At 67.6% G+C, this 19,751-nt stretch carries 15 protein-coding genes and 1 pseudogene; 11 read left to right on the top strand and 5 right to left on the bottom strand.

Annotation, left to right across the window (positions count from 1 at the left end; translation table 11 throughout):
- A partial coding sequence (locus KQ303_RS11370) for a D-alanyl-D-alanine carboxypeptidase/D-alanyl-D-alanine-endopeptidase (RefSeq protein ID WP_259730375.1) occupies positions 1 to 1,174 on the top strand: 1,174 nt, incomplete at its 5' end.
- On the opposite strand, the gene KQ303_RS11365 is transcribed toward KQ303_RS11370, so the two are convergent.
- Both KQ303_RS11365 and coaD read right to left on the bottom strand, forming a co-directional pair.
- Entirely contained in the window at positions 1,149 to 2,102 is a 954-nt protein-coding gene (locus KQ303_RS11365; RefSeq protein ID WP_259730374.1) for a hypothetical protein, read from the bottom strand. The genes KQ303_RS11370 and KQ303_RS11365 overlap by 26 nt on opposite strands.
- A 1-nt stretch (position 2,103) precedes the next feature.
- The gene (coaD, locus tag KQ303_RS11360) at positions 2,104 to 2,595 is read right to left on the bottom strand and encodes a pantetheine-phosphate adenylyltransferase (RefSeq protein ID WP_259730373.1); all 492 of its coding nucleotides are present in this window, start codon (positions 2,593 to 2,595) and stop codon (positions 2,104 to 2,106) included.
- Between the two features lie 130 nt (positions 2,596 to 2,725).
- Between coaD and KQ303_RS11355 the strand changes: the two genes are divergently transcribed.
- The 6 genes and pseudogenes from KQ303_RS11355 (at position 2,726) to KQ303_RS11330 (ending at position 8,759) form a co-directional block, all read left to right on the top strand.
- On the top strand, positions 2,726 to 3,244 hold the full coding sequence (locus KQ303_RS11355) for a flavin reductase family protein (RefSeq protein WP_259730372.1): 519 nt from the start codon (positions 2,726 to 2,728) through the stop codon (positions 3,242 to 3,244).
- Positions 3,245 to 3,269: 25 nt separating this feature from the next.
- A pseudogene (gene uvrC, locus KQ303_RS11350) lies at positions 3,270 to 5,192 on the top strand (excinuclease ABC subunit UvrC); the annotation flags it as partial.
- Between the two features lie 150 nt (positions 5,193 to 5,342).
- On the top strand, positions 5,343 to 6,926 hold the full coding sequence (locus tag KQ303_RS11345; protein WP_259730371.1) for a cryptochrome/photolyase family protein: 1,584 nt from the start codon (positions 5,343 to 5,345) through the stop codon (positions 6,924 to 6,926).
- A gap of 27 nt (positions 6,927 to 6,953) precedes the next feature.
- Entirely contained in the window at positions 6,954 to 7,544 is a 591-nt protein-coding gene (gene hemJ / locus KQ303_RS11340) for a protoporphyrinogen oxidase HemJ (protein ID WP_094512843.1), read from the top strand.
- A complete protein-coding gene (locus KQ303_RS11335) occupies positions 7,489 to 8,187 on the top strand; it encodes a PHP domain-containing protein (RefSeq protein WP_094512844.1) in 699 nt (232 codons plus the stop codon). Before hemJ ends, KQ303_RS11335 begins: the two co-directional genes overlap by 56 nt.
- A gap of 29 nt (positions 8,188 to 8,216) precedes the next feature.
- On the top strand, positions 8,217 to 8,759 hold the full coding sequence (locus KQ303_RS11330; RefSeq protein WP_259730370.1) for a hypothetical protein: 543 nt from the start codon (positions 8,217 to 8,219) through the stop codon (positions 8,757 to 8,759).
- A 59-nt stretch (positions 8,760 to 8,818) separates the two neighbouring features.
- Here the strand turns inward: KQ303_RS11330 and cobN are convergent, their stop codons facing one another.
- Positions 8,819 to 12,679 carry a cobaltochelatase subunit CobN gene (cobN, locus tag KQ303_RS11325; RefSeq protein WP_259730380.1) on the bottom strand — a complete coding sequence of 1,287 codons (3,861 nt, stop codon included), beginning with the start codon at positions 12,677 to 12,679 and terminating at the stop codon, positions 8,819 to 8,821.
- A 77-nt stretch (positions 12,680 to 12,756) separates the two neighbouring features.
- Between cobN and KQ303_RS11320 the strand changes: the two genes are divergently transcribed.
- The 3 genes from KQ303_RS11320 (at position 12,757) to KQ303_RS11310 (ending at position 17,782) form a co-directional block, all read left to right on the top strand.
- Positions 12,757 to 13,674: a branched-chain amino acid transaminase gene (locus KQ303_RS11320; protein ID WP_259730369.1), complete on the top strand. Its 918-nt coding sequence runs from the start codon at positions 12,757 to 12,759 to the stop codon at positions 13,672 to 13,674.
- 47 nt (positions 13,675 to 13,721) lie between these two features.
- A complete protein-coding gene (metH, locus tag KQ303_RS11315; protein WP_259730368.1) occupies positions 13,722 to 17,438 on the top strand; it encodes a methionine synthase in 3,717 nt (1,238 codons plus the stop codon).
- A gap of 71 nt (positions 17,439 to 17,509) precedes the next feature.
- Positions 17,510 to 17,782, top strand: coding sequence for a DUF4090 family protein (locus KQ303_RS11310; protein WP_259730367.1), 273 nt, complete (start codon positions 17,510 to 17,512; stop codon positions 17,780 to 17,782).
- A gap of 265 nt (positions 17,783 to 18,047) precedes the next feature.
- Here KQ303_RS11310 and KQ303_RS11305 read toward each other — a convergent pair whose 3' ends face one another.
- Positions 18,048 to 18,269 carry a hypothetical protein gene (locus KQ303_RS11305; RefSeq protein ID WP_094512850.1) on the bottom strand — a complete coding sequence of 74 codons (222 nt, stop codon included), beginning with the start codon at positions 18,267 to 18,269 and terminating at the stop codon, positions 18,048 to 18,050.
- Positions 18,270 to 18,423: 154 nt separating this feature from the next.
- Here KQ303_RS11305 and KQ303_RS11300 point away from each other — a divergent pair, with 154 nt between their 5' ends.
- Entirely contained in the window at positions 18,424 to 18,816 is a 393-nt protein-coding gene (locus KQ303_RS11300) for a DUF2237 family protein (RefSeq protein ID WP_255100886.1), read from the top strand.
- A 116-nt stretch (positions 18,817 to 18,932) separates the two neighbouring features.
- Here the strand turns inward: KQ303_RS11300 and KQ303_RS11295 are convergent, their stop codons facing one another.
- The gene (locus tag KQ303_RS11295; protein ID WP_259730366.1) at positions 18,933 to 19,703 is read right to left on the bottom strand and encodes an SDR family NAD(P)-dependent oxidoreductase; all 771 of its coding nucleotides are present in this window, start codon (positions 19,701 to 19,703) and stop codon (positions 18,933 to 18,935) included.
- Positions 19,704 to 19,751: the final 48 nt, after the last annotated feature.

Below are 19,751 nucleotides of genomic sequence, written 5' to 3'. Positions count from 1 at the left end.
GCCGGCGGCGCCGCCGGCCGTCGGGTTGCCCCAGTTACAGAACCAGGTCAGCTGCCCGGCCCTGCAGCAACGGGTGCGCGCCCACCTCGGCCCCGAAATCGGTGTGTGGAGTGTCACCGTGGCCGATGGCAACGGCCGGCTGCTGGCCGATGTGAACGGCCTGCGTCCGCGCGTGCCGGCCTCGAACCAGAAGCTGGTCAGTTCCGCCTTCGCCCTCGACCGGCTGGGCCCCGACTACCGCCTCACCACCCGGCTCTGGCGTCTGCCTGATGGCACCCTGCGCCTCACCGGCGAGGGGGATCCCGATCTCGATCTGCCCCAGTTGCAGCGCTTCGCCCAGCTGGCCCTTGGTTCAGGAGGTGGGCCAGGCCTGCCGGGTGCCAATGTGCGCCTGGAGCTGGCCGAAGAACCGCCCCAGGCCTGGTGGCCCCAGGGCTGGCATCCGGAGGATCGCGCCTACGCCTATGGGGCGCCGATCACCCGGCTGGCCATCACCAGCAACGCGATCGACATGGCTGTGGCCAATCCACCCGGTCGTCTGCAGCGCCTGCTCACCCGCACACTGACCAGCCAGGGAGGGCGGAACGTGCAACTGGCCATGGTGTCGTCCCTGGCACCGCTGCCGGAAGGATCCGTGCTGCTGCACGAGGAACCCTCAGCACCGATGCACAACCTGCTCAGCCTGGCGAATTCCGAAAGCCACAACTTCACCGCTGAGGTGTTGCTGCGGCAGGCAAGCGGCACCTGGTCGCTGCCCCAGAGCCGGCAGGCTGCCCTGCAATGGCTGCGGGCCCAGGGGTTGCCCACCGAAGGTGTGGTGGTGATGGGCGGCAGCGGCCTCGACCGCGGCGACCGGCTAACCTCCCGCCTGCTCGCCGGCCTGCTTCTGCGCATGGCCCAGCACCCCTTCGGCTCCAACTACATCGCCTCGATGGCCGTGGCCGGGCGGCGCGGCACCCTGCGCAATCTCTACAAGGGCACCAGCCTCGACGGACGCCTGCACGCCAAAACCGGGACGCTCACCGGCGTGCGTTCGATCAGCGGCGTGCTCGACACCACGGATGGCCCCCGCTACGTGAGCCTGATCTCCAATGGAGCCAGTTCACCGAACACCACGATCGGCCGGGTGCTCCGCGACGTGCAGATCGTCAGCCTCTGCCAGCCACCTGCCTGAGGCGTGAGGCGGCGCGGCGGGCGCGGCTGGTGAGGGGAGCCTCCTTGGCTTCAGCCTCAGCGGCGGGTTGGAGGGCAGCACGATCACTGGCCGGAGGGGTCTCGCTGGTCTGCAGCCGCCCCAGCTCACGCCGCCCGGCATGCACCACCTTGTTGAGTTCGCCAAGCCGCGTTTCCAGCTCCGTCAGCACCTGCTCGGCATAACGGTTGGCGCCTTCCTGCACCGCTCCCGCCTCCTGCCGCGTGCGGGTGATCAACTGTTCGCACTGCTGCTGGGTCTGCTGGCGGAACTGCAGGGCGTCGCTGTGCAGGCGTTCGGCCTCCGCCTGGCTCTCGCGCTGAATGCGCAAGCCTTCCTGGCGGATCTGCTCGATCTCCTGCAGGCTCTGCTGACGACTGCGTTCATGCTGGTCGCCCAGCTGACGCTTGAGCTCGGTGTACTCGGCGTCGAGCTGCTGGCGGCGCTGGATCGCCTCCTGCTCCAGTTGCTGGCGGCGCGCACCGAACTGCTGCTCCATCTGGGCCTGACGGGTCTGGTGCTCCTGCTCTGCCTGGGCCACCTGCTGACGGGTGGCCAGCTGCATCTGCTCGCACTGCTGGCGGGTGTGCTCCCGGATCTGCGCCCCCTGCTGTTCCGCTTCCTGCCGCACCGAAGCGGCATTGATCAGCTGCTCCCGCTCGCGGCGGGCCTGCACCATGATCTCTTCGGCCTGCTGCCGCGCCTTGGCGATGAACGTGTCGCGCTGAGCCAGCAGCTCCTGCGCCTGAAGCAGCTCCGCCGGGAGCTTCTCGCGAATCGTGTCGAACACCTCGATGGCGTCCTGCTCGTTCACCAGCCGGCCGCCGCTGAAGGGGATGCGCGAGCCCTCCAGCACGATCTCTTCGAGTTGTTCGAGCTGTTCCAGCACGCTGATCCGAGTCTCGGTCATCTCATCGGGGCGGGAATGTCTGATTAAAGAGCCTGGCGAGTTCCTCCGCCACTCCGCCGGGCACCAGGTGGCGCACCTCACCGCCGAAGCGCGCTACCTCCTTCACCACGCTGCTGCTGAGGAAGCTGTGGGGCACGGCGGTGGCCAGGAACAGCGTTTCCACCTCCGGCGCCAGGCTGAGATTGGTGTGGGCGATCTGCAGCTCGAACTCAAAATCGCTCATCGCCCGCAGCCCCCGCAGGATCACTCCCGTGCCCGTCCGGCGCGCGAACTCCACGGTGAGGCCGTCGAAGCTGCCCACCTCCACATTGCTGAGATGGGCGGTGGCGCGGCGGATCTGCGCCAGCCTCTGGTCAAGCGAAAAGCTGGGCTGTTTGGAGGGGTTCTGCAGCACCCCCACCAGCACCTGCTCGAACAGGCGACTGCTGCGCTCGATCAGGTCGAGGTGGCCAAGGGTGATCGGATCGAAGCTGCCGGGGTAGAGGGCCTTCATGGGAGCGGGGGCGAGGGGCCCGGCGGCGGGAGCGGCGGGGGGATCCTATGGAGGCTGCTGCTGGCTGCGGTCGCGAGCGGTCCCCCCCTCCGGCTTGCCTAAGGTTGGAATCACCTCCAGGAACCAGGCCATGGCTGTGGATCTCAACGTCGATGGCGCCGCCGCCCCCGTGCTCGACAGCGCCGCCAAGAAAACCCTGCTGCGCAAGATCCCCCACGGCGTGTTCATCTGTGGCGTGGCCGAGGGCGATGACGTCAACGGCTTCACCGCCAGCTGGGTCACCCAGGGGTCGTTCGATCCGCCGCTCGTGGTGATGGCCGTGCGCGCCGATTCCACCAGCAACGGCATCATCAGCCGCACGGGCCGCTTCTCGCTCAACGTGCTCTCTGCCGAGCAGAAAGACCTGGCGGCGGTGTTCTTCAAGCCCCAGAAAGGCATCGGTGGCCGCTTCGATGCCGCTCCCTTCACGCTCGGGCCCCTGGGCCTGCCTGTGCTCGACGACGCGCTCGGCGCCGTGGAATGCGCGGTGGTGGGCCAGGTGGCCCACGGTGATCACACCGTGTTCGTGGCGGAAGTTAAGTCGGCCCAGCTTCACCGCGATGGCGCCGCACTGGAGCTGTCCACCACCGGCTGGCAGTACGGCGGCTGAGCCGCCTCTCGCGGGAGCATTGGGCATGGGGACCACGCTGCAACCGCTGCTGAAGGATCAGGCACGGCTGGCCCAGCGGCTGAAGGAGCTGCCGGCCGAGCCGGGCTGCTACCTGCTGCGCGATCTCGACGACCGCATCCTTTACATCGGCAAATCGAAGAGCCTGCGCAGCCGCGTGCGCAGCTACTTCCGTGATTCCCACGACCTCAGCCCCCGCATCAGCCTGATGGTGCGTCAGGTGGCGGAGATCGAGTTCATCGTCACTGACAGCGAAGCCGAGGCGCTGGCGCTGGAATCCAACCTGATCAAGAACCACCAGCCGCACTTCAACGTGCTGCTCAAGGACGACAAGAAATATCCCTATCTCTGCATCACCTGGAGCGAGGCCTACCCGCGCATCTTCATCACCCGTCGCCGCCGGCTGCGCAGCCCGCTCGATCGCTTCTACGGGCCCTATGTGGATGTGGGTCTTCTGCGCCGCACCCTGTTTCTGGTCAAGCGGGTGTTTCCGCTGCGTCAGCGCCCCCAGCCTCTCTACCGGGATCGCACCTGCTTGAACCACGCGATCGGCCGCTGCCCCGGCGTGTGCCAGGAAAAGATCAGCCCTGAGGCCTACCAGCACACCTTGCGCAAGGTGGCCATGGTGTTCCAGGGCCGCAGCGACGAACTGCTTGTGCTGCTACGCGCCCAGATGGAGCGCTACGCCGAACGGGAGGATTTCGAGGCGGCCGCCCGGGTACGCGACCAGATGCAGGGGCTCGAGCAGCTCACCGCCGACCAGAAGATGGCCCTGCCCGATGCCTCCGTGTCGAGGGATGTGCTGGCGCTGGCGGCCGATGCGCGCGTGGCCGCCGTGCAGCTGTTTCAGATGCGGGCCGGCAAGCTGGTGGGGCGGCTCGGCTACACCGCCGATGCCACGGTCGCCAGCCCCGGGGCGATCCTGCAACGGGTGCTGGAAGAGCACTACAGCCAGGTGGAGCCGGTGGAGATCCCACCGGAGGTGCTGGTGCAGCACCCCTTGCCGCAGCAGGCGCTGGTGGAAGACTGGCTGAGTGAGCGCCGGGGCCGCAAGGTACGGCTGCAGCACCCGCAGCGGCAACAGAAGGCCGATCTGATCGAACTGGTGGAACGCAATGCGGCCTTCGAGCTGGGCCGGGCCCAGCGCAGCGCCGAGCAGCACCAGCTCGCCACCGAAGACCTAGCCCAACTGCTGGATCTGCCCGAGCCGCCGCGTCGGGTGGAGGGCTACGACATCAGCCACATCCAGGGCAGCGACGCGGTGGCCTCCCAGGTGGTGTTCATGGATGGGCTGCCGGCCAAGCAGCACTACCGCAAATACCGCATCCAGAGCAGCAGCATCCGCTCAGGCCACTCCGACGACTTCATGGCCATGGCCGAGATCATGCGCCGCCGCTTCCGCCGCTGGGCCCAGGCGAAGGCGGAGGGGGCCGATCTGGTGGCACTGCGCAAGGCCACAGGCACCGCACTCCACACCGGCGGCCTCAACGACTGGCCCGATGTGGTGATGATCGATGGCGGCAAAGGACAGCTCTCGGCGGTGATGGAGGCGCTGCGGGAACTGAACCTGCACGAAGACCTGGTGGTGTGCTCCCTGGCGAAGCAGCGGGAGGAAGTGTTCCTGCCCGGCACCAGCCAGCCGCTGGAGACCGAACCCGACCAGCTCGGCGTCGTGCTGCTGCGGCGTCTGCGCGATGAAGCGCACCGCTTCGCGGTGAGTTTCCACCGCCAGCAGCGGGGGGAGCGGATGAAGCGTTCGCGCTTGAGCGACATCCCCGGGCTGGGACCCAAACGGGTGAAGGAGCTGCTTGGGCACTTCCGCTCGATCGATGCGATCCAGCTGGCCAGCCCGGCCCAGATCGCTGCGGCGCCCGGCGTGGGCCCCGCCCTGGCCCAGCAGATCTGGAGCTACTTCCACCCCGAGGCTGACCACGACACGGCTGACCATGGCGGGCCCGATCCGGACAACCTGGTGCCGGCCGCCGATTGTGAGCGGCATGAAGCCCCCAGCGTTGCGCAGGAGCCTGTTGGCCGGATCGGCAGCGGCGCCGGCGCCGCCCTCGTGAACTGAGCAGGAGCCATGGCGGGGCTCGGACTCTGGGTGCTGGGTGACCAGCTGCACGCGCAGCAAGCTGCTCTGGCCAGCAGCGCCCCCGGCCAGGCGCGGGTGGTGCTGATCGAGAGCAGTGGTGTGGTGGCCCGCCGCCGCTACCACCGCCAGAAGCTGGTGCTGGTGTGGAGCGCCATGCGGCACTTCAGCGTCGAGCTGCAGGCGCTCGGCTGGCAGGTGGACCTGTTGGAGGCGGCGGAATTCGGCACCACCTTGATCGACTGGATCCAGAGGCAGGGCATCCGCACCCTGCGCGTGATGGAGCCGGCGGATCGCCCCTTCCGGCAGGCGATCGAACGGCTTGATCTGGGCGGGCGCACCGGGGTGCAGCTCGAATGGCTGCCCTCCAACCACTTCCTCTGGAGCCGGGAGGCGTTCGCGGCCTGGGCTGGCCGCTACAAGCAGCTGCGCATGGAGCTCTTCTACCGGGAGGGGCGCCGCCGCTTCGGCGTGCTGATGGAGGACGGCGAACCGCGCGGCCAGCAGTGGAACTTCGACAAGGACAACCGCAAGCCACCGCGCCAGGGACTGGAAGGGCCGGCCCCGCTGCTGTTCAGCCCCGATGCGATCACGCGGGCCGTGATCGAGAAAGTGCGGCGCCTCGATGCGGAGCGGGCCGCCGCCGGGGAAGCGCCGCTACCCGGTGCGCTGGAGCCTTTCCATTGGGCGGTCACCCGCCAGCAGGCGCTGCAGGTGCTTGATCACTTCGTGGCCACCCGCCTGGCTGGTTTCGGCCCCTACCAGGACGCCATGGTCAGCGGCCAGCCCACGCTCTGGCATGCCCTGATCAGCCCCTACCTGAACCTGGGCCTGCTGGAACCGCTGGAGGTGATCCGCCGGCTGGAGTCGGCAGGTACGGGCGCGGCGAGCGGCGTGGAGCCACCGGTGCCGCTCGCCAGCCTGGAGGGGGTGATCCGGCAGCTGCTCGGCTGGCGCGAATACATGCACGGCCTCTACCACTGGTTCGGCGAGGGGTATGCAGGCCGCAACCACTTCGGCCACACCCGGCCCCTGCCCCTCTGGTTCGAGCACCTGGGCGGCAGCGGCATGGCCTGCCTGGATCAGGTGCTCGGCGAACTGGATCGCACCGGCTACGCCCATCACATCCAGCGGCTGATGGTGCTGGCCAACTACGGCCTGCTGGCAGGGCTCGATCCCCAGGCCCTCACCGTCTGGTTCCACCGCCTGTTCATCGACGGCCACGACTGGGTGATGCAGACCAATGTGCTGGGCATGGGGGTCTTTGCCGACGGCGGGCAGCTGGCCAGCAAGCCCTACGCCGCCAGCGACCGCTTCATCGCCCGCATGAGCAACTACTGCAAAAGCTGCCGCTTCGATCCGGCACAGCGCACCGGGCCAGCGGCCTGCCCCTTCACCACCCTCTACTGGAACTTCCTGGACCGCCACGAAGCCCTGCTGCGCGGCAATCCCCGCATGGCCCTGGTGATCGCCCAGCTCGATCGCCTCCCTGCTGAGGAGCGGCAAGCGGTCGCCGTCGCCGCTGCGGCCCACCTGGAGCGGGCGGCCGGATCGGCCCCCACCGGTGCCGCCTAACTTGAACGGGCCATCCCTTCGCTGCCGATGCCGGCCCTGGCCCTGCCCCCCGAGGCCTACCTCTGGTTCAAGACCCTCCACATTGTTGGCGTGGTGGTGTGGTTCGCCGGACTGTTCTATCTGGTGCGCCTGTTCATTTATCACGTGGAAGCCGAAGCGCTGGACGAGCCCTTGCGCGCCGCTTTCCACAGCCAGTACGAGCTGATGGAGCGCCGGCTGGCCAACATCATCACCACGCCCGGCATGGTGGTGGCGGTGACGATGGCGGTGGGGTTGCTGCTGGTGCAGCCGATCTGGCTGAAACAGAGCTGGATGCACGCCAAGCTGGCCGTGGTGCTGGCCCTGCTCGTGTACCACTGGTTCTGCTATCGACTGATGGGGCAGCTCAAGGCGGGCACCTGTCGCTGGAGTGGCAGGCAGCTGCGGGCGCTCAATGAGCTGCCCACCCTGATGCTGGTGCTGGTGGTGATGCTGGTGGTGTTCAAGGCCCAGTTCCCCACGGGAGCTGCCACCTGGTTCCTGGTGGCCCTGGTGGTGGCGATGGCGGCCTCGATCCAGTTCTATGCCCGCTGGCGGCGGCTGCGTTCCGAACGGGAGGCGATCGCAGGTGCCGGCTGACCACCCACTCGTGGAGGTGCTGGCTGCGGTGGACGCGCAGAGCTGCCCCACCCGGCTCAACTTCCATTGCCACACCCATTGCAGCGACGGCAGCCTCGAACCGGCCGCCGTGGCCGACCAGGCGCTGGCGATGGGCCTGGAGCATTTCGCCGTCACCGATCACCACAGCATCGCGGCTTACCAACCGGCCCGTGCGCACCTGGAGGAGCGCCAGCGGCTGGGGCAGCGGGTGCCGCAGCTGTGGAGCGGGGTGGAGATCAGCTGCCTGCTGGAGGGGTGCCTGGTGCATGTGCTGGCCCTGGGCTTCGAGCTGCACCACCCGGCCCTGGCGCCTTACGTGCGCGGCCATGCGGTGGTGGGGCCAGGGCTGCGCGCCGGCAAGGTGCGGGAAGCGATTCATGCCGCCGGTGGCCTGGCCTTGCTGGCCCATCCGGCCCGCTACCGGCGTCCCCACCAGCAGCTGATCGCGGCGGCGGCAGAGCTCGGCTTCGATGGGGCCGAAGCCTTCTACGACTACGACCTGACCAGCCGCTGGCAGCCCACACCGTTGGTGTGTGACGCGATCGCCAGCCAGCTGCAGAGCCTGGGTTTGCTGAGAAGTTGTGGCACCGATACCCATGGACTGGCCTTGTCAGGCCGCTAGGGTTCATCACAGGTTTCCGTTTCCTCACCATGGGTCTCTTCGATCGTCTGTTGAACATCGGTACCAAGGACGGCAGCTTCTCCTCCAAGCCGGCCAAACCCGAGAAGCCCGCCGCCAAGGCTGGCGAACAGACGTTCTTCCTCGACCCCGACACCTCCAGCTCCATGGGCAACGTGGAGTACATGCGGCGCTCCAACAAAATCCGGCACACCTTCCCCGGCAATGCCGACAATCCGGGTGAAAAGGAGATGGTGCAGGAAGTCGATTCGATGTCGGCGCGTCTGGAGAAAGCCAGCAGCGGCCTGCCGGTGAACGCATCGCCTGAATCCAACACCAGCCTCACCGGTGGCGTGCCCAAGCCGGTGAAGAAAACCTTCGCGGCCCGCCTCACCTCCGCTGAACTGGGTCAGCGGCTCAAGGGCGCGGCAGTCGCCGTCAACACGCCCGGCGGCAACTCTGCAGGCCGCAAGGCCGATGCCGCCGGCAGTTCCCAGCCCCAGTTCACCCAGAAGCCGGCCAAGCCTGGCGACATTGACCCGTTCAAGGCCATGGCCCGCGACCTCAACAACTGATCGGCTTGGTGAACGGCCGCGGTTCACTCCTTGAATGTGAGTGGCCGCGGTTCACTTGTTCAGGTTTCGATCAGGCTTTCGCTGCCGATCACCAAGGCCTTCAGGTGTTTGAGCTGGGCAGGGTCTGCTCCCTGCCACAGCTCGCGGTTGGCGGCCTCCAGCAGCCGCTCGGCCATGTCCCGCAGCGCCCACGGGTTCGACTGCCGCAGCGCCTGTAACACGTCGTCGTCCTGCAGCCACTGGCGGCAGATGGCCCCATAGCTCCAATCCGGCACCCGGCCCGTGCTGGCGTCATAGGCGAACAGGTAATCGAGGCTGGCGGCCAGCTCGAAACCGCCCTTGTATCCGTGGGCAAGCATGCCCTGAATCCAGCGCGGGTTCAGCACGCGTGAGCGGAGCACCTTGTCGAATTCATGCTCCAGCCGGTGCACGCGCGGCCGCTGGTGGCGCGAATGATCAGCGAACCAGAGGGCCGGAGCGCTACCGCGCACCCGTTCGCTGGCGGCGCTGAGCCCTCCTTGGAACTGGTAGTAGTCGTCGGAATCCAGCAGGTCGTGCTCACGGTTGTCCTGGTTGTGGAGCACCACCTCCACCTGACGCAACCGCTGCTCCAGCCCCTCGCGATCAGGGCTGGCCTCGCAACGGCCGTCACCGCTGGCGTCGTATCGCCAGCCGCTCCAGTTGAGGAAGGCCTCACCGAGATCGCCCCGCTGCTCCCACTGACCACTGTCGATCAGCCCCTGAAGCCCCGCCCCATAGGCCCCCGGCGCCGAGCCGTACACCCTGCCGCTTTGGCCTTCCTGGCGGGCATGGGCTGCCAGCGGGTTGTGCCTCTCGTCTTCATCAAGAACAGCGACCCGGCGGCTGGCCTGATTCATCCAGTCGACCAACTGCGGGAAAGCATCGCGGAAGAGGCCGGAGATGCGCAGCGTCACATCCACCCGGGGGCGTTGCAGCAGGCTGAGCGGAATCACCTCCAGATCCACCATGCGCCGGGTCGGTCCGTCCCACATCGGCCGCACCCCCATCAGCGCCAGCGCCTGGGCGATGTCCTCGCCGCCATTGCGCATCGTGGCGGTGCCCCACACCGACAGGGCCAGGTGGCGAAGGTCGTCTCCCTCCTGCTGCAAGTGGGCTTCCAGCAGCAGGGCGGCGCTGCGACGCCCCAGGTCCCAGGCGGCTTCGGTGGGCAGCCCCCGCAGATCCACGCTGTAGAAGTTGCGGCCGGTGGGCAGCACATCAGGGCGGCCGCGTGTGGGCGCCCCGGAGGGCCCGGCGGCAATGCGTTCCCCGGCCAGGCCCCGCAGCAGGGCCTGACGCTCGGCGCTGGCGCAGGCCAGCAGGCGCGGCAGCAGCTGACGCCGCACACGCTCCAGTACGGCCTGGGTTGTTGGCCCCACCACCACCGCTGCAGAAGCGGCAGTGGCGGTGGTGGGCGCCAGCAGCGGCTTCAGCAGATCGAGGGCCTGTGCTTCCAGTAGGGCAACGGCATCACCACAGCGGCGCAGGGCGGTCGGGGCAGAGGGAGAGGCCGAGTCAGAGACGGCGGCCGCGGGAGACGCCTGGAGGCGGAGGCGATCCGCGACGCTGAGTGGCGCCTCCTCGGCATCCGCCCACGGGTCCAGCTCCAGTTGCAGATCAGCGGCCAGGGCCTGGGTGAGACCAGGGCCCTCGGCCAGGGGGGGCCGCACCAGGCACAGCAGCAGCTCCAGCAAGGGCTGGGGGCCAGGCAGGTGGCCGAACACATGCAGGCCGGTGCGGATCTGAGCTTCCTTCAGCTCACACAGGTAGCCATCGGCGCCATCGAGACGCGCTTCAAGATCATCGATGGCCTGGGCAGAGGCGGATCCCACAGCAGCGCCGGCCGCGAATGATCTGTCTGCAGCTGATCCATCTGCAGATATGCCGTCTCCAGCAGTGGCAGGCGCGGGCAGCTCCAGGGAGGAGAGCAGCCCGGCGAGCCGCTCCCGTAAGGGAGCGACGCGCTCGCTGCCCAGCTGGCGGGCCTCCCAGTACTCGTCGAGCAGGGCTTCGAGCTCCTGCAGGGGCCCGTGCAGCCCGGCCCGATCGAGCGGAGGGGTGAGGTGATCGAGGATCACCGCCTGGGCGCGGCGCTTGGCCTGGGAGCCTTCGCCCGGATCGTTGACGATGAACGGATACAGGTGGGGCATGGGCCCCAGCGCCCACTCCGGGAAGCACTGATCGGAGAGGCCGAGCCCCTTGCCGGGGAGCCATTCCAGGTTGCCGTGCTTGCCCACGTGGACCACCACCTGGCTGGCGGCCACCTGGCGCAGCCACAAATACTGGGCCAGGTAGGCATGGGTGGGCGGCAGGTCGGGGGAGTGATAGCTGAGGCTGGGGTCGCGGCCGTAGCCCCGCTCCGGCTGCACCAGCACGGCCACGGCGCCGAAGCGCAGACCTCGGATCGGGAAGCCGGCACCAGCCGGCCCCTGCTCCAGGCCCTCATCGGCAGCTGGAGGCCCCCAGCGGGCCTCCAGCACGGCCCTGCCCGCCGCCGGGAGTTGCTGGTACCAGGCGAGATAGGTCGCCAGGGGCAGGTGATCGAGCGGCGGCCGGTGCTGGCTTTCCGGGTCGTTGGTGCGTCCGGACAGCAGCTGCTGGATCAGGGCATCCCCGTCAGCGGGAAGGCCTGTCGTCAGTTCCGCGGGCAGCTCGGAGGGGGTCACGCCCAGGTCATAGCCGGCCTCCGCCAGCCAGCGCAGCATCGCCGCGGCGCTGGCGGGGGTGTCGAGCCCCACGCCATTGGCCAGGCGGCTGTTGCGGGTGGGGTAGTTGGCCAGCACCAGGGCCACACGGCGCTGCTTCACCGGGGTCAGGCGCAGCTCCACCCAGGCCGCCAGCAGGCGGGCGATCCAGTCGAGCCGTTCCGGATCCGGCTGGTAGTGCATCAGCGCTGCCGAAAGCGAGGTATCGGCCCGCTCCAGCTCCTTGAAGGCACCGACCCGGCTGGTGATGCGTCCGTCAAGCTCGGGCAGAGCCACCTGCAGGCTGAGATCGAGCGGGCCGAGGCCGATGCTGCTGGCAGCCCATTGCTCACGGCTGCGGGTGCTGCAGAGCACCTGAATCACCGGCACGTTGAGGCGGTCCCAGAGCGGGGCACCCAGACCCGCTTCCTCGAACTGCACCGAGGCAAAGGAGGTGGTGCACAGCACGCCCTGCACCCCCTCCCTGTCCAGCAGGTCGGCCACCCCCTGCTGGACAGCGGGATCCCTCAGGCCACTCACCCACAGCGCCCGCGGGCAGAGTCCCTGGCGGCGCAGGGCCTGGAGCAGGACGGTGGCCAGCTGATCGTCGCCGGCCTGCAACAGGGCGCGGTAGAGGATCACCCCCACCCGTGCCCCCGGGTCTGCCCGCCAGTCGTGGGGAAGGGGGTCGGCCAGGGGCAAGGGCACCGGCGCTGGCGCCGCCTGGCCAGCGGCGAGCGCCTCCAGGCTGTCGAGCACGCGGCGCAGGTTGTCAGCACCGCCCTCGCGCAGGCAGCGGCTGATCGCCACGGCCAGATCCTCAGGCCCGTTGCCAAGGCTGGCCAGCTCCAGCTCCTGATCGGCCGTGCCGGCCGCCACGATCAGCCGGCGCCCGGGTTGGTGCTCCGCCCAGGCATGCAGCTGCTCCAGCCCGTAACTCCAGTGGCCCCGTCCGCCGAGCAGCCGCACCAGCACCACGCGGGTGGTGGAAAGGCTGGTGGCGATGTAGTGATCGAGCGCCGCCGGCGCGGCCAGCGCCGCCAGGTTCAGCCCCCGTACCGGCGCCGCACTGGGCTGCCGGGCGAGAACGGCGGCCAGGGTCTGCAGATCGGTGTCTGAACTGCTGAGCACCAGCAACGGCGTGGACTCCTGCTCCACGAAGGCGGAGTCCTCGAAGCCGGAAGGCAGGCCTGGAACGGCGGCAAGACGGTGCATCACGCCATCTTCGGCCCCGGCAGTGAGAAGATCTCACCAGCGAACGCCGCCGGCGCCGCATCTCCACGCGCTTCCGCATGCAGAAGTTTCTTCCTTACGCCTGGTTCGGCGGCCGCTGTGTTCCCTTCGGTGAAGCCACGATTTCAGTGGCCACCCACGCCCTCCATTACGGAACCGGCGCGTTCGGCGGCATGCGGGCCCTGCCCAACCCGGCAGATCCCAACGAGATCCTGCTGTTCCGCGCCGATCGGCACACGCGCCGCCTGTCCCAGAGCGCGCGGCTGCTGTTGGCCGAGCTGCCGGAGGCCACGATTCTCGATGCGATTCAGCAGTTCCTGCAGGCGAACCGTCCCACCACCCCAATCTATCTGCGGCCGTTCGTGTACACCAGCGATCTGGGAATCGCGCCACGCCTCCACGACATCGAGACAGATTTCCTGATCTACGGCATCGAGCTCGGCGATTACCTCTCCCCCGATGGGGTGAGCTGCCGCATCAGCAGTTGGTGCCGCCAGGAGGACCGCTCCCTGCCGTTGCGCGGGAAGATCAGCGGCGCGTACATCACCAGCTCCCTGGCCAAAACTGAAGCGGTCAAGAGCGGCTTTGATGAAGCGCTTCTGCTCAACAGCCGCGGCAAGGTAAGCGAAGCCAGCGGCATGAACCTGTTCATGGTGCGCGACGGCGTGCTGATCACCCCCGGGGTCGACCAGGACATCCTCGAGGGGATCACCCGCGCCAGCATCCTCGAGCTGGCGCAGGCCATGGGGATCCCCACCCTGGAACGCGCGGTCGACAAAACGGAGCTGTTCGTCGCCGACGAGGTGTTCCTCAGCGGCACCGCCGCCCGGGTCACGCCAGTGCGCCGGGTGGAAACCACGGATCTGGCTGGACCGCGGCCGATCATGGAGACGCTGCGCAGCGCCCTCACCGCGATCACCGAGGGCCGCGATCCGGCCTACGAGCACTGGGTTACCCGCGTGCGGCTCGATGGGTAAGCCAGCGGCACTTCCTACAGTGACAGCTGGCCTTGAGCGCGTAATCGATGACGGCAGCGGTGCAGCAGGCAGGGGCGCCAGCGACCCAGCGCATGGGGTTTCTGGAGCGTCTCCACGCACCTGAGCGGCCGGTGCTGGTGTTTGACGGGGCCACAGGCACCTCACTCCAGCAGATGGATCTCAGCGCCGCCGACTTCGGTGGCGCAGCCCTGGAGGGGTGCAACGAGCAGCTGGTGTTCACCCGGCCGGATGCCGTGCAGGCCGTGCACCGCCAGTTCCTGGAGGCCGGCTGTGATGTGATCGAAACCAATACCTTCGGCGCCGCCTCGATCGTGCTGGCCGAATACGGCCTGGAAGATCAGGCCTTCACGATCAACAAGCGGGCGGCCGAACTGGCCCGCGCCTGCGCTGCTGAATACAGCAGCCCCACCAAACCCCGCTTCGTGGCCGGCTCGATGGGGCCCACCACCAAGTTGCCCACGCTTGGGCACATCGACTTCGACACGATGCGCGACGCCTTCCGGGAGCAGGCGGAAGGCCTGATTGCGGGCGACGTGGACCTGCTGATCGTGGAAACGTGCCAGGACGTGCTGCAGATCAAGGCTGCCCTGCAGGGAATTGAAGCGGCCTTCAGCGCCACCGGGCAGCGGCGGCCGCTGATGGTATCGGTCACGATGGAAACCACCGGCACCATGCTCGTGGGCTCCGACATCGCCGCGGTGGTGTCGATCCTGGAGCCATTCCCGATCGATGTGCTCGGCCTCAACTGCGCCACCGGGCCCGAGCAGATGAAGGAGCACATGCGCTATCTGAGCGAGCACAGTCCGTTCGTGGTGAGTTGCATTCCCAACGCCGGGCTGCCCGAAAACGTGGGCGGCGTGGCCCACTACCGGCTGACACCGCTGGAGCTGAAGCTGCAGCTGATGCACTTCGTCAATGATCTCGGCGTGCAGGTGATCGGCGGTTGCTGCGGCACCACCCCCGCCCACATCGCAGCCCTCTGCGAGCTCACTGCCGATCTGCTACCCCGCCCGCGGGCCGTGCGGCGTCCGGAGCAACGGCTGGAGCGGCCGGCTTTCCACTACGAACCTGCGGCCGCCTCGATTTATGGCGTCACGCCATACCACCAGGACAACTCGTTCCTGATCATCGGTGAGCGGCTCAACGCCAGCGGCTCGCGCAAGGTGCGTGATCTGCTCAACGCAGAAGACTGGGACGGGCTGGTGGCCGTGGCACGCGGCCAGGTGAAGGAAAACGCCCACGTGCTCGACGTCAACGTTGATTATGTGGGCCGCGACGGTGAGCGTGACATGCATGAGCTGGTCAGCCGGCTGGTCACGAACGTGAATCTGCCGCTGATGCTCGATTCCACCGAGTGGCAGAAGATGGAAGCCGGCCTGAAGGTGGCAGGCGGGAAATGTCTGCTGAACTCCACCAACTACGAGGATGGGGATGAGCGCTTCTTCAAGGTGCTCGAACTGGCGCGGCGCTACGGCGCTGCCGTGGTGATCGGCACGATTGATGAAGAGGGGATGGCGCGCACCGCCGAGCGCAAGTTCGCCATTGCCCAGCGCGCCTATCGCGATGCCCTGGAATTCGGCATACCAGCGCACGAAATCTTCTACGACCCCCTGGCGCTGCCGATCTCCACCGGCATCGAGGAAGACCGCCTCAATGGAGCCGCCACGATCGAGGCGATCCGCCGCATCCGCAGCGAGCTTCCTGGCGTGCACGTGGTGCTGGGGGTGAGCAACATCAGCTTCGGGCTGTCACCAGCGGCGCGGATCACGCTCAACTCCGTGTTTCTGCACGCGTGCTGTGCCGCCGGCATGGATGCGGCGATCATCAGCCCGGCCAAGATCCTGCCGCTGATCAAGATCAGCGAGGAACACCAACAGGTATGCCGTGATCTGATCGCCGATGCACGCCGTTTCGATGGGGATGTCTGCGTCTACGACCCGCTCACCACGCTCAGCACCCTGTTCGAGGGGGTCAGCGCCCGGGAAGCACGCGACGCGGGGCCGCAGCTGGCGGATCTGGAGGTGGAGAAACGCCTCACCCAGCACATCATCGATGGTGAGCGCATCGGCCTCGAAGCTTCACTCAACGAAGCCCTCGCCAAGTACCCGCCGCTGCAGATCATCAACACCTTCCTGCTCGATGGCATGAAGGTGGTGGGTGAGCTGTTCGGTTCCGGCCAGATGCAGTTGCCCTTCGTGTTGCAGAGCGCTGAGACGATGAAGTTCGCCGTGGCGTTCCTTGAACCCTTCATGGAACGGGTGGAAGGCGAGAGTTCTGCCAAAGCTAAGTTCCTGATCGCCACGGTAAAAGGTGACGTTCATGACATCGGCAAGAATCTGGTGGACATCATTCTCACCAACAACGGTTATGAGGTGGTGAATCTCGGCATCAAGCAGTCGGTGGAAGCGATCATCGAAGCCCAGAAACTGCACCAGGCCGATTGCATCGCCATGAGCGGCCTCCTGGTGAAGTCCACCGCCTTCATGAAAGACAACCTCCAGGCTTTCAATGAGGCGGGCATTCAGGTGCCGGTGATTCTTGGTGGGGCGGCGCTGACACCCCGATTCGTCAACAAGGATTGCCGCGCGGTCTACCGGGGTCAGGTGATCTACGGCCGGGATGCCTTCGCCGACCTGCGCTTCATGGACGCGCTGGTGGAGGCCAAGCAGAACAACCGCTGGAGTGATGCGGAAGGCTTCAGCGGTGAGATTCCGCCCGGACTTGGGCTGGAGCGCGGTGAAGACACGGTCGATGACGCCACGACAACCGCCCCCGCCCGTGCGGAAGGGGCACCGGCAGCCCCGGGATCAGCAGCAGCGGCCCAGACGGCCCCTGATGCCGAGGATCCAGCGGCTGCCGCAGTCGTGCCAGAGACGCCATCCAGCGCAGCAGCGCCGCTCAACGACCATCGCTCCGAGGCCGTTCCAGAAGAAGCCGCCATCCAGCCGCCGTTCCTGGGCAGCCGCGTGCTCGATGAGCAGGCGATTCCGCTGGCTGAGGTGTTCGGCTACCTGGATCGCAACGCCCTGTTCGCCGGCCAGTGGCAGTTGCGCAAGACGCAGCAGCAGAGTCGCGACGACTACGAGCAGATGCTGGCGGCCAAGGCCGAACCGGTGTTGCAGCACTGGATGCAGCGCTGCCTGGAGGAGAAGTTGCTCACTCCACGGGTGGCCTACGGCTACTTCCCCTGTGGCCGGCTCGGCAACGCGCTGGTGGTCTTCGATCCGGCCGCGCCTGAGCGGGAGCTGGGCCGTTTCGAGCTGCCGCGCCAGAGGGGCGGCAACCGCTACTGCGTCGCCGATTTCTACCGCGACCTCTGCCAGGGGCGGCCCACCGATGTGCTGCCGATGCAGGCCGTCACGATGGGGGAGAAGGCCACAGTCTTCGCGCGCGAACTCTTCGCCGCCGATCGCTACACCGACTATCTCTATTTCCACGGTCTGGGGGTGCAGATGGCTGAAGCACTGGCCGAGTGGACCCATGCGCGCATCCGACGCGAACTGGGCTTCGTCGCCGAGGAACCCAGCGCCCTGCGCGATGTGCTTGCCCAGCGCTATCGCGGCAGCCGCTACTCCTTCGGCTATCCCGCCTGCCCCAACGTGGCCGATTCCCGTCCCCAGCTGCAATGGCTGGGGGCGGAGCGCATCGGGCTGAGCATGGACGAAAGCGACCAGCTGGAGCCCGAGCAGAGCACCACCGCCCTGGTGGCCCTGCACAGCCAGGCGCGCTACTTCAGCGCCTGAGGAAGCCATCCCGAGGCGATGGCAGGTACGGGCGCGGTGTCAGGCTGGGGAGGCTCTCTTGCACTGCTGCTATGGCCATTGCCGGACCTGACGGAGTGGATGCGGCCATCGCAGCCGGACTCGACCTTGACGGCTCGCCGATTCCGGCCGAGATGCTGAGCCTGTACCGCGAGGTGATGGAACTGGAGGCCCAACGGGCCCGCAGCGGCGTGAAGAAATCGATGCGCAACCGGGTGGTGAAAACCGGGGCCAAGCATTTCGATCAGGCCAGCCTTGATGCCCGCCTCAAGGCCGCCGGCTGGGATGGCCTCAAGGACAAGGAAATCGCCTTCTTCTACGGCTGAATCGCCTGGGTTCAATCAGCTACTGGAGGAACCGGTCCGCTGACGTGCCCTGCGTTGGGTCAGCGCTTGATTCCGCCGCGTCAGCGCAACCAGCAGGCGGCAGTTCAAGCGATGCGTTTATCTCAGCCCCAAGCCTTTGGCCGGGAGCCACTGGCCCTCAGCATTCAGCCATGCGGGTTCGAAACAGATCCTCCAACACCGAAGCTCCGTCAGCGAGCCATCAAGGCAACGCACTGAACGGAGAGGTTTCAGCGCCATAGCCGGATCAGAGATCTTCGAGGGTGTCGATCACCTCTTGTTGAAACGCCTGGAGATCGGTCGAATCACTCAGGTCGACCCCCTCACCGGCGGCATTCTGGGTGAGCTCCTGGAAATGGAAAGCGCCTTCACCGTGGGCAAGAAACTCCATCGCGGAGCTTTCACCGCTTTCCTTGAAGGCGTCGAGCAGCGCCATGAAGGCAGCATCTTCGGTGAAATCCCAGCTCATGAAGGGGGTATCGCAAGTCGTAAGGGCGGCAGAAGGGAGCCTTCCAGCACCACTGCACAATGACCTTTAACGCCTGCCCCCCCGATTCCGTCAACCTCCCAGGGCCATTCCCGCCATTGGTCCTGCAGACTTTGGGATGATTTCGGCACGATCCGTGGAACCGCGTTCTTCTTCAGCGCCAGTGGTGGCCCGCAATGTGCTCGGTGAGACGCTTGAGATCTGCGGATGCACACCCCGCACCGGCTGGTACCGCGATGGTTTCTGCCGTACCGACAGCAGCGACACGGGACGCCACACCGTCTGCTGTGTGGTGAACGATGTCTTCCTGCGCTACAGCCGTTCCCGCGGCAACGACCTTTCCACACCGATGCCGGCCTACGGCTTTCCGGGTCTTCAGCCCGGAAACCACTGGTGCATCTGTGCCGCCCGCTGGCTGGAGGCCTACCAGGACGGGGTGGCGCCGCCGGTGCGGCTGGAGGCCACGGAAGCGTCTGCACTTGAGGTGATCCCGCTGGAGTTGCTGAAGGAGCTGGCCCACGTGGGGTGAGCGCCGCGCCTCAGCAGCTGCATCACCTCTCTCCCACCACCTGCACCACCCTTCACGTCACCCCGGTCACATCAGCCCGCGTCAGCCGAACACTCCACCGTCTTCACACCCCGCCTTCACCACGGAACCGGGCTACCGTCCCAGGCCAGGAAGCTGCCGCTCTGCTCCGGGCCCTGCAGTTCCAGCACGTCCAGGAGGTGGTGGGCGGCTCGCTCGGGGCTGAACAGGCGCTCCGGCGGCACGCCGCTGCGGAAAGGCGCTGAGAGATCGGTGGCCGTGGTGCCGGGATGCAGCAGGGTCACGGTGGCGAGGGGTCGGCGGCGACGCCACTCCAGGGCCAGGCAACGCAGCAACTGATTCTGGGCGGCCTTGGCACTGCGGTAGCCGTACCAGCCCCCCAGGCTGTTGTCGCCGATGCTGCCGACCCGTGCCGACAGGCTGGCGAACAGCGCCGGCTCTGCGGCCGGCAGCAGCCGCTCCAGGGCCTGGGCCAGCAGAATCGGGCCGTAGGCATTCACCGCGAACACTCGCTCCAGGGCGGCGCGGTTCAGCTGGCTGAGCCGCTTTTCCGGTTGCAGAGCGGGGCCGTCGTGCAGGAGGCCCGCCGTGTTGATCACGAGGCGCAAGGTGCCGGCCTGGGCCTGCAGCGTGGCGGCAGCGGCCTGCAGACTGGCGTCCGCGCAGAGGTCGAGCTGCAGTGCGCGCGCGCCCAGCTGCGGCTCTCCCGGCCGGGCAGGCCAGCCGCGGCGGCTGGCGCCCCAGAGGCAGAGCCCGGGGGCCCGCTCGGCCAGGGCCTGCACCAGGGCGCGGCCGATGCCGCCGGCACCCACCACCAGGGCATGGCCGCTCCAGCTGCTGAGGGACGGCCGGGACGGGAGCGGGGGCAACACCTGGGGCGAAGCGGTGGAGGGGATGGCGCATGATGGCGCGATGGC

It is taken from the genome of Synechococcus sp. CS-1333 (assembly GCF_025128015.1).
Lineage (GTDB): Bacteria > Cyanobacteriota > Cyanobacteriia > PCC-6307 > Cyanobiaceae > MW101C3.
This window is presented reverse-complemented; position numbering and strand designations above follow the sequence as displayed.

Bases quoted from the DNA above. Each gene is read 5' to 3' on its own strand.
- KQ303_RS11365 (WP_259730374.1), bottom strand. From the start codon at position 2,102: ATGACCGAGACTCGGATCAGCGTGCTGGAACAGCTCGAACAACTCGAA.
- coaD (WP_259730373.1), bottom strand. From the start codon at position 2,595: ATGAAGGCCCTCTACCCCGGCAGCTTCGATCCGATCACCCTTGGCCAC.
- KQ303_RS11355 (WP_259730372.1), top strand. From the start codon at position 2,726: ATGGCTGTGGATCTCAACGTCGATGGCGCCGCCGCCCCCGTGCTCGAC.
- KQ303_RS11345 (WP_259730371.1), top strand. From the start codon at position 5,343: ATGGCGGGGCTCGGACTCTGGGTGCTGGGTGACCAGCTGCACGCGCAG.
- hemJ (WP_094512843.1), top strand. From the start codon at position 6,954: ATGCCGGCCCTGGCCCTGCCCCCCGAGGCCTACCTCTGGTTCAAGACC.
- KQ303_RS11335 (WP_094512844.1), top strand. From the start codon at position 7,489: ATGCCCGCTGGCGGCGGCTGCGTTCCGAACGGGAGGCGATCGCAGGTG.
- KQ303_RS11330 (WP_259730370.1), top strand. From the start codon at position 8,217: ATGGGTCTCTTCGATCGTCTGTTGAACATCGGTACCAAGGACGGCAGC.
- cobN (WP_259730380.1), bottom strand. From the start codon at position 12,679: ATGCACCGTCTTGCCGCCGTTCCAGGCCTGCCTTCCGGCTTCGAGGAC.
- KQ303_RS11320 (WP_259730369.1), top strand. From the start codon at position 12,757: ATGCAGAAGTTTCTTCCTTACGCCTGGTTCGGCGGCCGCTGTGTTCCC.
- metH (WP_259730368.1), top strand. From the start codon at position 13,722: ATGACGGCAGCGGTGCAGCAGGCAGGGGCGCCAGCGACCCAGCGCATG.
- KQ303_RS11310 (WP_259730367.1), top strand. From the start codon at position 17,510: ATGGCCATTGCCGGACCTGACGGAGTGGATGCGGCCATCGCAGCCGGA.
- KQ303_RS11305 (WP_094512850.1), bottom strand. From the start codon at position 18,269: ATGAGCTGGGATTTCACCGAAGATGCTGCCTTCATGGCGCTGCTCGAC.